Annotated in this window: 13 protein-coding genes; 7 read left to right on the top strand and 6 right to left on the bottom strand. The window is 66.1% G+C overall.

Going from position 1 to position 13,190, the window contains the following annotated elements; translation table 11 throughout:
• Positions 1 to 5 precede the first annotated feature (5 nt).
• Positions 6 to 578 carry a DinB family protein gene (locus QF038_RS18195; protein ID WP_307611950.1) on the bottom strand — a complete coding sequence of 191 codons (573 nt, stop codon included), beginning with the start codon at positions 576 to 578 and terminating at the stop codon, positions 6 to 8.
• A gap of 208 nt (positions 579 to 786) precedes the next feature.
• Between QF038_RS18195 and QF038_RS18190 the strand changes: the two genes are divergently transcribed.
• From QF038_RS18190 to QF038_RS18175, 4 genes are all read left to right on the top strand, one after another.
• Positions 787 to 1,611: an IclR family transcriptional regulator gene (locus tag QF038_RS18190; RefSeq protein ID WP_307613523.1), complete on the top strand. Its 825-nt coding sequence runs from the start codon at positions 787 to 789 to the stop codon at positions 1,609 to 1,611.
• Positions 1,612 to 1,812: 201 nt separating this feature from the next.
• Positions 1,813 to 3,510, top strand: a complete 1,698-nt coding sequence (gene hutU, locus QF038_RS18185; RefSeq protein ID WP_307611948.1) for a urocanate hydratase — start codon at positions 1,813 to 1,815, stop codon at positions 3,508 to 3,510.
• Between the two features lie 86 nt (positions 3,511 to 3,596).
• Positions 3,597 to 5,189, top strand: coding sequence for a histidine ammonia-lyase (hutH, locus tag QF038_RS18180; protein ID WP_307611946.1), 1,593 nt, complete (start codon positions 3,597 to 3,599; stop codon positions 5,187 to 5,189).
• 162 nt (positions 5,190 to 5,351) lie between these two features.
• Positions 5,352 to 5,588: a hypothetical protein gene (locus tag QF038_RS18175; protein WP_091420919.1), complete on the top strand. Its 237-nt coding sequence runs from the start codon at positions 5,352 to 5,354 to the stop codon at positions 5,586 to 5,588.
• Positions 5,589 to 5,678: 90 nt separating this feature from the next.
• Here QF038_RS18175 and QF038_RS18170 read toward each other — a convergent pair whose 3' ends face one another.
• Positions 5,679 to 5,939 carry a hypothetical protein gene (locus QF038_RS18170; RefSeq protein WP_307611944.1) on the bottom strand — a complete coding sequence of 87 codons (261 nt, stop codon included), beginning with the start codon at positions 5,937 to 5,939 and terminating at the stop codon, positions 5,679 to 5,681.
• Between the two features lie 236 nt (positions 5,940 to 6,175).
• On the opposite strand from QF038_RS18170, the gene QF038_RS18165 reads away from it, so the two are divergent.
• On the top strand, positions 6,176 to 7,111 hold the full coding sequence (locus QF038_RS18165; protein ID WP_307611941.1) for a fumarylacetoacetate hydrolase family protein: 936 nt from the start codon (positions 6,176 to 6,178) through the stop codon (positions 7,109 to 7,111).
• On the opposite strand, the gene QF038_RS18160 is transcribed toward QF038_RS18165, so the two are convergent.
• Genes QF038_RS18160 through QF038_RS18145 form a run of 4 tightly spaced genes read right to left on the bottom strand, consistent with a single transcriptional unit; the run spans position 7,108 to position 10,605 of the window.
• Complete coding sequence (locus QF038_RS18160; RefSeq protein WP_285314295.1) at positions 7,108 to 7,497, bottom strand: universal stress protein; 390 nt, start codon at positions 7,495 to 7,497, stop codon at positions 7,108 to 7,110. The genes QF038_RS18165 and QF038_RS18160 overlap by 4 nt on opposite strands.
• Positions 7,498 to 7,549: 52 nt before the next feature.
• A complete protein-coding gene (locus tag QF038_RS18155) occupies positions 7,550 to 9,094 on the bottom strand; it encodes a tripartite tricarboxylate transporter permease (protein WP_307611939.1) in 1,545 nt (514 codons plus the stop codon).
• Positions 9,095 to 9,598, bottom strand: coding sequence for a tripartite tricarboxylate transporter TctB family protein (locus QF038_RS18150; RefSeq protein ID WP_307611937.1), 504 nt, complete (start codon positions 9,596 to 9,598; stop codon positions 9,095 to 9,097).
• The gene (locus QF038_RS18145) at positions 9,595 to 10,605 is read right to left on the bottom strand and encodes a tripartite tricarboxylate transporter substrate binding protein (RefSeq protein ID WP_307611935.1); all 1,011 of its coding nucleotides are present in this window, start codon (positions 10,603 to 10,605) and stop codon (positions 9,595 to 9,597) included. The genes QF038_RS18150 and QF038_RS18145 overlap by 4 nt, the downstream gene beginning before the upstream one ends.
• Positions 10,606 to 10,903: 298 nt before the next feature.
• On the opposite strand from QF038_RS18145, the gene QF038_RS18140 reads away from it, so the two are divergent.
• Both QF038_RS18140 and QF038_RS18135 read left to right on the top strand, forming a co-directional pair.
• Positions 10,904 to 12,520: a sensor histidine kinase gene (locus QF038_RS18140; protein WP_307613522.1), complete on the top strand. Its 1,617-nt coding sequence runs from the start codon at positions 10,904 to 10,906 to the stop codon at positions 12,518 to 12,520.
• Positions 12,517 to 13,185, top strand: a complete 669-nt coding sequence (locus QF038_RS18135) for a response regulator (RefSeq protein ID WP_307611933.1) — start codon at positions 12,517 to 12,519, stop codon at positions 13,183 to 13,185. Before QF038_RS18140 ends, QF038_RS18135 begins: the two co-directional genes overlap by 4 nt.
• Positions 13,186 to 13,190: the final 5 nt, after the last annotated feature.

Genomic DNA, 13,190 nt, shown 5'->3' with positions numbered 1-13,190 from the left:
GGTGCTCATGCCTGCTTCGCCGCAGCTTCGATGGCGGCACGGTGGGCAGCCCATTCTTCAGGGCTTCGCCTGGTGAGGTTCGGATCGCCGGGGCGCTGCCCGGCACTGCCGTCGATGAGTTCGCGCAGGATGTCTGCGTGGCCCAGGTGGTGGGAGCGTTCGGCGACCATATGGACCAGGATCTGGTGCAGGGTGACGTTGCGCCGCTCTTCCGGCCACCACGGAACCACACCGGGGGCGTCAGCGGGCAATGCCTCGATGGTCGCGTCGCTGTGTGCGGCGGCGAAGTGGTGCAGCTCGATGATGTCCTCCCGGGACTCGGCCGCGGTCGCCCACATGTCCGCGTCCGGGACGGCGCCGTCGTCCAGCCAGGGAAGGTGCCGCCCGCTGGGGCGGCCAAACACCACGCCGAAATAGTCCACCTCCACGCTGGCCACATGTTTGACCAGGCCCAGCAGGTTGGTTCCGGTGGGTGTAAGCGGCCGGCGGGCGTCGTACTCGCTGAGGCCCTCCAGTTTGCCGAGCAGGTCGTCCCGCCTGGCCCGGAGATAGCGGTGAAGCGTCTCTTTTTCGTCCATAGCGGGACTCTACCGAACCGCAAGCCGGCCTTGGCCAGGTCAGCAGCGGGGCAGCACGTCCACGCTTGTCTGGCATTTCAGACAGCAGGCGTGTTTGCATGAGGGTTACAAGCCGGAGGAGGGCGCAAGCTTAAGTACGGGATCCCGGATAGCGCCGGGATGTACCGCCAACAAAAAGGAGGTTCCGGTGTTAGCCACCGAAGCGAGGCTGGAGGCCGGCAACGAATCAAAAGCGGCCTCAAGGGCGGCCTCAAAACTGGCGTCGAAGGTTCCCGCTGCCGAGAACACGCTCCGCATCCTCAAACTGTTGGCCTCCCGGCGCGGGCCAATGGCGGCGTCGCAAATTGCCTCCACCCTGGGCCTGCCCAGGTCCAGCGTCTACCACCTGCTTGGTGTGATGGAGGCGAATGGCTTTGTGCTCCATCTTCACGAGGAGCAGCGGTACGGGCTCGGGATCAGTGCTTTTGAGCTCAGTTCCGCCTACTCCCGCCAGGAACCGTTGTCCCGGCTGGGCCGGCCGCTGCTCGCCAGCCTGGTGGATGCGCTCGGCGAGAGCGCCCACCTGGCGGTCCTGCATGGACGCGACGTGCTGTACATCGTGGAGGAACGGGCCAAGAACCGGCCGTCCCTGGTGACCGACGTCGGCGTCCGGCTTCCCAGCCATCTCACCGCCAGCGGGCGGGCGATTCTTGCCGCACTGCCCAAGTCCCAGGTACGCGCCCTGTACCCGAATGCTGCCGCCTTCTCGGCCCGGCACGAGGTGGAGGGCGCCATCATGAAATACTCGGCGCTGTCCTCCCACCTGGACCAGGTCCGGCAGCGCGGCTACGCCACAGAACATGGTGAGGTGACCCCAGGTTTCGGCTCCATTGCCGCTGCCGTGACGGATCACCTGGGATGGCCGACGGCGGCAGTCGCCGTGACGTTCCTCGAGGACAAGTTGCCGGTGGAGGAGTGGCCGGTCCTGGCCGGCCGGGTGCAAAAAGTCGCCGACGAACTGTCCCTCCGGCTCCACGGCCGCCCCGTCAAGTAACCGCTCCCCACTTTTGCGCCATCACTTATGGTCCCCAACCGGGGCTTTTGGCAACCGAAAGTGATGGCGCAACGGGAAGGGTGGGAGCGTCTGGAATGCCGGACAGCACCCTTCCAAAACCCCTGTAAAGCCCTCTCGCCAAGGGCTTTAGTTGATACAGAACTTCTTTCACATCACAGACACCAACGAAAAGGAGCCATCATGGCACCCGCCGATTTCACCACCGGTGCCCGCCCGGTCAAAGCTGCCCGCGGCACTGAGCTCACCGCCAAGTCCTGGCAGACCGAAGCCCCGCTGCGGATGCTGATGAACAACCTGGACCCGGAGGTGGCCGAGCGCCCGGACGACCTGGTGGTTTACGGCGGCACCGGCCGCGCCGTCCGGTCCTGGGCCGCCTTCGATGCCATCACCCGCACCCTGGAAACGATGGAAAAGGACGAGACCCTGCTGGTCCAGTCCGGCAAGCCCGTGGGCGTGTTCCGCACCAACGAGTGGGCCCCGCGCGTGCTGCTGGCCAACTCCAACCTGGTAGGCGACTGGGCCAACTGGCCTGAATTCCGCCGGCTCGAGGCCGAAGGCCTGATGATGTACGGCCAGATGACCGCCGGGTCCTGGATCTACATCGGCACCCAGGGCATCCTGCAGGGCACCTTCGAAACCTTCGCCGCGATCGCGCGTAAGCTCACCGGCGATGAAAACGGCACCCTCGCCGGCACCCTCACCTTGACCGGCGGCTGCGGCGGAATGGGCGGCGCGCAGCCGCTGGCCGTCACCCTGAACGAGGGCGCCTGCCTGATTGTCGACGTCGACGAGACCCGCCTGCGCCGCCGTGCCGGCAAGCGCTACCTCGATGAAGTGGAAACCGATCTCGACGCCGCCATCGCCAAGGTCCTCAAGGCCAAGGAAGAGCGCCGCGGCTGGTCCGTGGGCTACGTGGGCAACGCCGCAGAGGTGTTCCCCGAAATCCTGCGCCGCCACAAGGCCGGCGAACTCACCGTGGACATCGTCACCGACCAGACCAGCGCCCACGATCCGCTGTCCTACCTGCCCGAGGGCATCACGGTGGCCGAGTGGCACCGCGAGGCCGAGGCCGATCCTGAAGGCTTCACCAAGAAGGCCCAGGCATCGATGGCCCGGCACGTCCAGGCAATGGTGGAATTCCAGGACGCCGGCGCCGAGGTCTTTGACTACGGCAACTCCATCCGCGACGAAGCACGCAAGGGCGGCTACACCCGGGCGTTCGAATTCCCCGGATTCGTTCCGGCCTACATCCGGCCCCTGTTCTGCGAGGGCCTGGGCCCGTTCCGCTGGGTGGCCCTGTCCGGGGACCCGGAAGACATTCGCGTCACCGACGAGGCCATCAAGGAGCTGTTCCCCGAGAACAAGCACCTGCACCGCTGGATCGACGCCGCCCAGGAACGCGTCGAGTTTGAGGGCCTGCCGGCACGCATCTGCTGGCTCGGCTACGGTGAACGCGCCAAGGCCGGGCTCCTGTTCAACCAGCTCGTCAAGGAAGGCAAGGTCAAGGCGCCCATCGTGATCGGCCGCGACCATTTGGACTCCGGTTCCGTCGCCTCCCCGTACCGCGAAACCGAGGCCATGGCCGACGGTTCGGACGCCATCGCCGACTGGCCCATGCTCAACGCCCTGCTCAACACCGCCTCCGGCGCTACCTGGGTCTCCCTGCACCACGGCGGCGGCGTCGGCATCGGCCGGTCCATCCACGCCGGCCAGGTCTCCGTTGCCGACGGCACCGGGCTTGCCGCGCAGAAGCTCGAGCGCCTGCTCACCAACGACCCCGGCATGGGTGTTATCCGCCACGCCGACGCCGGCTACGACCGCGCCCTCGACGTCGCCAAAGAACGCGGCGTCCGCATCCCGATGAACGAGAACCGGTGATTGAGCCTGTCGAAATCCAGGTTTCGCTCCCCACCAGCACCCTAAGCTCAACCAGCGGCGCAGCCTCCACCACTGAAGTAGGAACCATGACACTTACAACCCACGAACCGCTCACCGTCACCCTCGGCTCCAGCGGCGTCACGCCCGAGGACGTTGTCGCCGTCGCACGCCACAACGCCAAGGTGACCATTTCCGCGGAAGCGCTGGAAACGGTCGCCAAGGTACGCGCCCACATCGATGACCTCGCCTCCAGCGACGTCCCGGCCTACGGCATCTCCACCGGTTTCGGCGCCCTGGCCAACCGCCACATCCCCAACGAACTGCGCACCCAGCTCCAGAAAAGCCTGATCCGCAGCCACGCCGCCGGCATGGGCCCGGCCGTGGAACGTGAAGTGGTGCGCGGCATCATGTTCCTGCGCGCCAAGACCCTCGCCTCCGGCCGCACCGGCGTCCGCCCCGTGGTCCTGCAGACCATGGTGGACGTCCTCAACGCCGGCATCACCCCCGTGGTCCGCGAGTTCGGGTCACTCGGCTGCTCGGGCGACCTCGCCCCGCTGTCCCACTGCGCCCTGGTCCTGATGGGCGAAGGCGAGGCGGAAGGGCCCGACGGCGTGACGTACGGCGCCGCCGGCCACCGCACCGTTGCTGAGCTGCTCGCCGAACACGGCATCGAACCCGTCACCCTCGCCGAAAAGGAAGGCCTGGCCCTGGTGAACGGCACGGAGGGCATGCTGGGCATGCTCCTGATGGCCATCGCCGATCTTCGCCAGCTGCTGACGACGGCGGACGTCACCGCCGCGCTCAGCGTCGAGGCGCTGCTGGGCACCGACCAGGTGTTCCTGCCTGAGCTTCATGCCGCCCTCCGTCCCCACCCGGGACAGGCGGCCAGCGCCGACAACATGCTGCGCGTGCTGTCCGATTCACCGATCGTGGCCTCCCATAAGGTGGGGGACTCGCGCGTGCAGGACGCCTATTCGCTCCGCTGCGCCCCGCAGGTGGCCGGCGCTGTCCGCGACACCGTTGACCATGCGGCACTGGTGGCATCACGCGAACTGGCTGCGGCCATCGACAACCCGGTAGTCCTGCCGGACGGCCGGGTGAGCTCGAACGGCAACTTCCATGGCGCCCCCGTGGCGTATGTCCTGGATTTCCTGGCTATTGCCGTCGCGGACCTGAGCTCGATCGCCGAGCGGCGGACGGACCGGATGCTGGATCCGGCCCGCTCCCACGGCCTTCCCGCCTTCCTTGCTGCTGACCCGGGAGTGGATTCGGGCCTGATGATTGCCCAATACACCCAGGCAGGGCTGGTGTCCGACAACAAGCGGCTGGCAGTTCCGGCGTCCGTGGACTCCATCCCGAGTTCGGCCATGCAGGAAGACCACGTTTCCATGGGCTGGCACGCGGCACGCAAACTGCGCAAGGCAGTGGAGAACCTCCGCCGGGTCCTGGCCATTGAGCTGGTGACCTCAGCCCGGGCCTTGGATATCCGCACGCAGCTTTCAGGCGGCGTACTGACCCCGGGACCGGCGGGTGCCGCCGTCGTCGCCGTCCTCCGCGAAAAGGTGGACGGGCCGGGGACCGACCGGTTCCTGTCGCCCGAACTGGAGGCGGCTGACCTGCTCGTCGCCGCTGGTGAGGTGCGCAGGGCGGCCGAATCCGCCGTCGGCGTCCTGGCGTAGGAGAAAAGAATCTTCGGAAAGAAGCGCAATCCGTCCGCCTGGTGAAATTTCCGCCGACACGGTCATCGGGCGGACGGGGGGTGTAGTAGAACTGAAGGTGTAGCAAAAGTCACATCAAAGAAGCTGTGGCGCACGAACATATACAAAGGGGTAGAAGTTCACATGAAAGCACGTGGGGCAGTCCTATCGAGGCGCAATGCCCATTCCGCCGCTGTTTCCGACTGGAGGAGCCTCCGGGCCGGGGAACGCGTCGAGATCATCAAGCAGGCGCATGTGGTAGCCACCGGGGAGGTGGAAGAAGTGTCGCAGAGCGGAAACGTTCTGTGGCTCGTGCCGGCTGGTCCGACTGAGAAGCAGCTCTTTTTGAAGTCCGACGGCGTGCAGGTACGCCGCGGCTGACGTTTTTCCAGGACAAACAAGAGTCCCCGCGCTGCCTGATGCAGTGCGGGGACTTTTGTATGGTCGCGGACGAGGCGTCCGCCGAACAATTCAGGCGGCGATGGCCTCGTAGGTCTCGCCGAACGGCACTGATTCATCCAGTGCCACGGTGTAGCGTCCCGGACGAAGCCGGGTGACGAGGATGCCGCAGGAGGCGTCCTTGGCGGCCACCTCGATCAGTTCTGCGACTGCCTCTTCCAAGCCCGCGTGCATTTCACCTGCCGTGGAAAACTCCAGGTTGATGGAGCGGTTCAGCGGCTCCTCCGTGGAGGCGGAAGCGGCCGGACGGCGTTCCATAGTGGCTGTAGACATGTACTGAACTTTCTGTTTTTTCGTCCCCCAGGGCCTGCCCATTCTACCGGCTGCGGATTCAAATGTCAGATGACTGCCGTTTGCAACGCCGTTCCTCCGGGCCGGAACGCGTGGTCGTGGCGCTGCGGGCCCAGTCACAATCCGCGCAGTGGCGAAGGCCCTCCTGCGTCCGACACCATGGTGGTAAGCCATCATCAACCGGATCACGGCCGGATGCGAAGAGAAGGAAATCCTGTATGAAAATCATGCGCCTCGGGGACATCGGCAAGGAACAGCCCGCCGTTCTGGCACGGTCCGCGGCCGGCGACGAAGAGTACTTCAGCCTGCTGCCCCTGACCGGGGACGTTGACGGCGCCTTCCTCGCCGGGGGAGGGCTGGCTAAAGTACGCGAAGCCCTCGATGCCGGCACTTTGCCGGTCCTGGAGGGTGCTGCAGGCCTCCGCACCGGTGCTCCGGTGGCCCGGCCGGGAGCAGTGGTGGGTATTGGCATGAACTACGCCGCGCACGCGGCCGAGTCCGGTTCGGCGCCGCCGGAGATTCCCGTCGTGTTCCTCAAGCCGACGAATACCGTGACCGGCCCCAATGACCCCGCCCCGGTTCCGCCGCACTCCAACAAATACGACTGGGAGGTGGAGCTGGGCATCGTGATCGGCGCGGAGGCCAGCTACCTGCCGTCCGTGGAGGCGGCCCAGGACTGCATCGCGGGCTACGTCACCGCCAACGACCTCTCCGAGCGGGATTACCAGCTTCCCGGTGCGGCCGGTCAATGGACCAAGGGCAAGTCCTTGCCCGGCTCCACGCCGCTGGGCCCGTGGCTTGTTCCGGCCGGGGAGGTCGACGGCGGCAACCTGCGCCTGCGCAGCTGGGTGAACGGCGAAGCCCGGCAGGACTCGTCTACTGCCGGGCTGATTTTCGACGCCGCCACCCTGGTGCACCACTGCAGCCAGTACATGCGGCTGGAGCCCGGTGATGTGATCATCACCGGAACTCCAGAAGGTGTTGCGCTCAGCGGCCGCTTCCCATACCTGCGGCCGGGGGACGTGGTGGAGGTTGAAGTTGAGGGCCTGGGGCGCCAGCGCCAGGAACTGTACCGCGCCCGTCCAACAAATGCCCAACCAGCAAAGCACGCGCCCGCGCAGCCGGCGCCGCAGGGACAGCTTCAGTCCAGCTAGGCCTTCACCGCCAGGACCGGGCAGTCGGCTTCGAGCAGGATCCGCTGGGATACGCTGCCCATGATCAGCTTGCCCACCGGAGTACGGCGCCGCAGCCCGATCACAATCAACTCGGCATTGTTCTCCTCCGCGGCATCCAAGACCTCGGCGGCCGCATCGTGGCCACGGACCGGCTGCTTGATCACGTGGTCGATGCCCTGGGTGGCCAGCCGGTCTTCGATGCTCTGGATCTCCGGCTCCTGGGCGTAGCGGTTGTCCACCAGGGCATCGCCCTTGGAGGAGTTGATAACCAGCAGCTTTGTGTTGTTCTTGCGGGCTTCGGTAATGGCCTGCGTCAGGGCTGCTTCACCCTCGGGCGTCGGGACGTATCCCACCACGATGGTCATGGTTTTCTCTTTTCTGTAGGTCTGGATGCGGGAGACGGTGTCCAAGGACTGGTCAGCCAACGTCCGTCGGTTCGGGAGCGCCGGAATTGGCCGGAAGCAGCGGCTTGCTTGCCGGACGGTTCCGCTTGACCAGCTTGAACACCAGAGGCCAGAGCAGGATGAGTCCCACGATGATGTAGACAACGACGGCGATCGGCTCGCTGAAGAGGCCGGCGGGGTCACCGGCGCTGAGCTGCAGCGTCTTCCGGAGCTGGCCTTCAATGCGCGGGCCAAGGATCACGCCGAGGATCAGCGGCAGCACGGGCAGTCCGAAGCGCCGCATCATGAACCCGAGGACGCCCAGGACCAGCAGGATCACCAGGTCGAATGCCTGCAGGTTCACCGAGTAGGCACCCAGTGTGGCGAAGAAGAGGATGCCCGCGTACAGGTACGGCCGGGGGAGCTGCAGGAGTTTCGCCCACATCGGTGCCAGCGGCAGGTTGATCAGCAGGAGCAGCAGGTTGCCGATGAACAGGCTTGCGATCAGGGCCCACACCAGGGGACCTTGGCTGCTGAAGAGCTGCGGGCCCGGCTGGATGCCGTAGGACGTGAAAGCGGCGAGCATCACCGCGGCGGTGGCGTTGGTGGGAAGGCCCAGCGCCAGCATGGGGGTCAGGGTGCCGGCGGCGGCAGCGTTGTTGGCAGCCTCGGGGCCGGCAACACCTTCGATGGCGCCCTTGCCGAACTCTTCGGGGTGTTTGCTGAGGCGCTTTTCCGTGACGTAGGAGAGGAACGTGGGGATCTCGGCGCCACCTGCCGGCAGCGCGCCGAAGGGGAAGCCGAAGGCGGTGCCGCGCAACCACGGCTTCCAGGAGCGCTTCCAGTCAGACTTGCCCATCCAGGGCTGCCCCACGGGAATGGCATGCAGCGGGGTGCGGCGCAGGTGGGCTGCAACCCAAAGGGCTTCGCCCACCGCGAAGATGGCCACTGCCACTACAACGATGTCCAGCCCGTCCGCGAGCAGCGGCTGGCCGAAGGTCAGGCGGCGCTGGCCGGTGACGGAGTCGATGCCCACCAGGCCGATGGCGAGGCCGAGCGCCAGCGAGGCGAAGCCGCGGAGCCGGGACGAGCCCAGGACGGCGGTGACGGCCAGCAGGGCCAGGACCATGATGGCGAAGTAGCTGGGGGCTCCGAGGCTGACGGCGAACTGGACCACGATCGGTGCGCAGACGGCCAGGAGGGCGGTGCCGATGGTGCCGGCAACGAACGAGCCGATGGCCGCCGTCGCAAGCGCCTGGGCCGCCCGGCCGGCCTTGGCCATTTTGTTGCCCTCGATCGCCGTCACCACCGAGGACGATTCACCTGGTGTGTTCAGCAGGATGGAGGTGGTGGAGCCGCCGTACATGCCGCCGTAGTAGATGCCGGCGAACATGATGAAGGCGCTGGTGGGTTCCAGGGCGTAAGTGACCGGAAGCAGCAGGGCCACGGTCATGGCCGGGCCGAGGCCCGGAAGGACGCCGACGGCGGTGCCCAGGAGTACGCCGATCACGGCGTACAGGAGATTCATGGGGGTCAGGGCGGTGGCGAAGCCGTCCATCAGTGAGGACCAGACGTCCATTTAGAGGATTCCTTCCAGGAGTCCGGCGGGCAGTGCGATGCCTAGGCCGAGGTAGAAGCCGTAGAAGGTCAGCAGCGACAGGGCAATGGAGATGAGCCCGTCGCGGAAGTAGTGGCGGCTGCCGAGGGCCAGCACGCAGCCCCAGAAAAGGACAGTGCCGGAGATGACCCATCCGGCCCAGTCGATGAGCAGGATGTTCAGGATGAAAGCGCCGGCCAGGGGCAGGACTGTCTTCCAGTCAGCGGGGTGGGTGAGGTCCACATCTTCGCCGCCTTCTGCTTCGCCCTGGCCGCCGCGGAAGACGTTGATGGCCAGCAGGACAGCGCAGACCACCAGCAGGCCGGCCACGATGTAGGGAACGGTTTTGGGACCGACCGGATCAGATTGGGAATACGGGGTTACCAGGCGGTTGGCGTCCACGAAGACCAGGACGCCGGCCGCGCCGAGCAGGAGTGCAACTCCCAGCTCGGCGCGTCCTTTGAGGCCTGTTGTCAGGGAGCTCACGCCAACCCAAGCTTGGTGAGCACGTCCGCCACCCGCTTGTCCTGGTCGGCGAGGAAGGTCTTGAACTCGTCGCCGGTGATGAAGGCATCGGTCCAGCCGCGGGTCTTCAACGTTTCCTTCCAGCCCGCGGTGCCGTGCATCTTCTCCAGGGCGCCGATCAGCTTGGACTTGTCGTCATCGCTGATGCCCGGAGGGGCCACCATGCCGCGCCAGTTGGTGAACACCAGGTCGATGTTGGATTCCTTCAGAGTCGGCGCGTCCACGCCCTCGATCCGCTTTTCGCCACTCGTGGCCAGGACGCGTACTTCGCCGGACTTGATCTGTTGCAGGAGCTCGCCGGGGCCGGAGGCGGCAAAACCGAGCTTGTTGCCGAGGATCGCGGGGAGCAGGTCACCGCCGCCGTCGTAGGCCACGTAGTTCACCTTGGTGGCGTCGATGCCAACTGCACCGGCCAGCTGCATGGGCAGCAGGTGGTCCGGGCCGCCGGGCGAGGAGCCGCCGCCCACGGAGATGGAACCGGGATCGGCCTTCCAGGCCTTGACGAGCTCGTCAATGGTCTTGTACGGGGAATCCTTGCCCACCATGATGGCGCCGGGTTCCTCGATGAGACGGGCCAGCGGCGTGGTTTCGGTCAGCTTCGACTCGGACTTGTTGGTGTAGCTCGCGCCCACCACGCCCAGGCCCATCAGCATGGCCAGGTCCCCGTTGCCCTTTTCGTTCACCACGCGGGCCAGGCCCACGGTGCCGCCGGCGCCGGCGAGGTTGAAGACTTCGGTGTTGGTGGAGATCTTCTCGTCGTCGAGGACCTTCGCTGCTGCCCGGGCGGTGGTGTCGTACCCGCCGCCGGGGGTATTCGGGACCATGATCTGCAGGCCGGTGATGGGTCCGGCGGCGGCGCCGGAGCTTTCCGTACCGGTGGAGCTCTTTCCGGTGGCACCGCAGCCGGTGGCCATCAGGGCGATGCCGGCGGCGACGGCGGCAATACGCAATGCGCGGATCTGGCGCATGGTGTTCCTCTTCTCATGAAAAATGATCAGCAAGACTGACTTGGTGTTTCGATGCTAGGTTCCGCCGTGATGCCGGTCACTCTTGTGTACGCAGAGAAAGTTAAGTTCATTGCGTTCACGTTTCACGGAACGAGCGGCGGCTGCCCGTCGGATGGGTTGAAAAGCCTGCAAACGACGGCTCCGGCGCTGCCTGCGGTATAGTTCCCGTACCTCCGCCGGGGCCGAAAACGCCGGAACCTGGCCGGAGATACCCGCTGAACCATCCAAAGGACCAACCACAGTGACTCGACGAAGAGGGATGTCCCTCGCGGGGCAGTACCTCGTGCTGCAGTTGCTTATTGTGTTGGCGGTCCTGGTGGCGGTGGTGGCCATCTCCCTGGCCCAGTCCGCCGCAACGTTTGAACGGGTAGAGGGCCGGCGCGCGCTCTCTGCCGCCGAAGCCCTGGGCAACAACCCGGCGGTCCGTGAACTGCTTCCAACGGCCGAGCCCCGCAACGGAGCGGCACTCCCTGCCGTGGCTGAGGCCGTGCGGACGCTGTCCGGATCGTCCCAGGTGGCGTTGGCGAAACAGGACCGTACCGTGGTGGCCTCCTCGGACCCCAGTTTGCTGGGCGAGAAGCTGGACATCGGGCCGAGCCGGGTCATGGAGGGCCGCGCCTGGACCGGTGTGGTGGCCGAAAGCAATGCAGCGGTCCTGTCCGCGCACGTCCCGGTGCTGAATGATGCCGGAAAGATGATCGGCATCGCCTCCATCAGCCGGAACTATCCCACTATATTGGAACGTCTGGGGGATGCAGTTCCCAATTTGCTCACGTACCTCGGAGTAGCCAGCGTCCTGGGCGTGGCCGGCTCCCTGCTGCTGTCCCGCCGCGTCAAACGCCAGACCCTGGGCATGGAACCGAGTGAGATTACCGGACTGGTGGAAAACCGGGAAGCCATGCTGCACGGTCTCAAGGAAGGCGTAGTGGCACTTGATCCGAACGAGCGGATCACGGTGGCCAACGACAGTGCCCGCGAATTGTTGGGCCTGCCGGCAGACTGCGTGGGCAAGAAGGTTGCCTCGCTTCCCGTGGACCCGGCGCTGAAGACCGTCCTCACGCGCGAGCAGCCGGATCCCGATCAGCTGGTGCTGGTGGGGGAGCGGCTGGTGGTGCTGAACCGGGTTCCCATCCGGTCCCGCGGCCGCGAAATAGGCTCGGTGACCACGTTGCGCGACCGTACCGAGATGTCCTCGCTTGAGCGTGAACTGGGCGCCACGCGCACCGCCACGGATACGCTCCGCGCGCAGGCCCACGAGTTCGCCAACCAGCTCCACGTGATCTCGGGCCTGATCCAGATCGGTGAATACGATTCCGTGGTGCAGTTCGTTAATGGCGCCACAGTGGACCGGACGCGGCTCAACGATGAAGTCACCAGCCGCATCCATGATCCCGCCCTCGCCGCGCTGCTCATTGCCAAATCAAGCCTCGCCACCGAACGTGGCGTGGCCCTGCAGCTGGATCCCGAATCTGCCCTGCGTCCGGTCAGCGACGAGTTGTCCCGCGACCTCACCACGGTGGTGGGGAACCTCGTGGACAACGCGTTCGACGCCGTGACAGGACGTCCGGACGCCGCTGTCCGGGTGCTGGTGGAGGAGGGCCGGGACCCGCTCACCGCAGCCGGCCACGTGACCGTCACCGTCCGGGACAACGGCCCAGGCGTCCCGGGAGATGCGGTGGAGGAGATTTTCCGCCAGGGGTTCACCACCAAAGAGGCCGGGCCCTCGGACGGGCGCGGCTTCGGCCTGGCACTGTCCCGCGTGGTTTGCCGGAGGTCCGGGGGTGATCTCACTGTCGCCAACCATAATGGAGCGGTGTTCACCGCCCGGTTCATCAGAGGTACAACCCAGCCCAAGGGAGGTGCAACGAAGCCATGATCAAGGTGCTGATCGTTGACGACGACTTTATGGTGGCCAAGGTGCACGCAGGCTTCATCCAGCGGACGCCCGGGTTCGCGGTGGTGGGGGTGGCGCATACCGGCGCCCAGGCCGTGCTGGAAACCGGCCGGCTGCAGCCGGACCTTGTGCTGCTGGACATCCACCTTCCAGACATCAACGGCCTGGACCTTATGCATCAGCTGCGCGATGTTGCCCCGGAACTGGACGTGCTGGTCATCAGTGCCGCCCGTGAGGTCGAAACAGTGCGCAAGGCGCTGCGGGGCGGGATTGTGCATTACTTGATCAAGCCGTTTTCCCAGTCGGACCTGCAGGAACGGCTGGAGCATTACCGCAGCGCCTACCAGGGCCTGGACTCCGCCAAGGATGTGGCGGAGCAGTCGGACGTCAACCGGGTGTTCGGCCTTGACCGGACGGAGCGGCCGCTGCCCAAGGGCTGCAGCATCGAGACGCTGAAGCTGGTGGAGGCCGCCCTCAACGCTGCGGAAGGTGACCTGTCCGCGGCCGAGGTGGCCGAGCAGGTGGGGACGTCCCGGGTCAGTGCCCGCCGCTACCTTGAGTACCTGTATGACGAAGGAACGCTGGACGTCCGGCTCAAATACGGGGTGGGGCGCCCTGAGCGGCGCTACGTCCTCAAAGGCCAGTAGCCAGG

This window comes from Pseudarthrobacter sp. W1I19, assembly GCF_030817835.1.
Taxonomy (GTDB): domain Bacteria; phylum Actinomycetota; class Actinomycetes; order Actinomycetales; family Micrococcaceae; genus Arthrobacter.
This window is presented reverse-complemented; position numbering and strand designations above follow the sequence as displayed.

Bases quoted from the DNA above. Each gene is read 5' to 3' on its own strand.
- hutU (WP_307611948.1), top strand. From the start codon at position 1,813: ATGGCACCCGCCGATTTCACCACCGGTGCCCGCCCGGTCAAAGCTGCC.
- QF038_RS18145 (WP_307611935.1), bottom strand. From the start codon at position 10,605: ATGCGCCAGATCCGCGCATTGCGTATTGCCGCCGTCGCCGCCGGCATC.
- hutH (WP_307611946.1), top strand. From the start codon at position 3,597: ATGACACTTACAACCCACGAACCGCTCACCGTCACCCTCGGCTCCAGC.
- QF038_RS18135 (WP_307611933.1), top strand. From the start codon at position 12,517: ATGATCAAGGTGCTGATCGTTGACGACGACTTTATGGTGGCCAAGGTG.
- QF038_RS18195 (WP_307611950.1), bottom strand. From the start codon at position 578: ATGGACGAAAAAGAGACGCTTCACCGCTATCTCCGGGCCAGGCGGGAC.
- QF038_RS18165 (WP_307611941.1), top strand. From the start codon at position 6,176: ATGAAAATCATGCGCCTCGGGGACATCGGCAAGGAACAGCCCGCCGTT.
- QF038_RS18160 (WP_285314295.1), bottom strand. From the start codon at position 7,497: ATGACCATCGTGGTGGGATACGTCCCGACGCCCGAGGGTGAAGCAGCC.
- QF038_RS18155 (WP_307611939.1), bottom strand. From the start codon at position 9,094: ATGGACGTCTGGTCCTCACTGATGGACGGCTTCGCCACCGCCCTGACC.
- QF038_RS18175 (WP_091420919.1), top strand. From the start codon at position 5,352: ATGAAAGCACGTGGGGCAGTCCTATCGAGGCGCAATGCCCATTCCGCC.
- QF038_RS18140 (WP_307613522.1), top strand. From the start codon at position 10,904: ATGTCCCTCGCGGGGCAGTACCTCGTGCTGCAGTTGCTTATTGTGTTG.
- QF038_RS18170 (WP_307611944.1), bottom strand. From the start codon at position 5,939: ATGTCTACAGCCACTATGGAACGCCGTCCGGCCGCTTCCGCCTCCACG.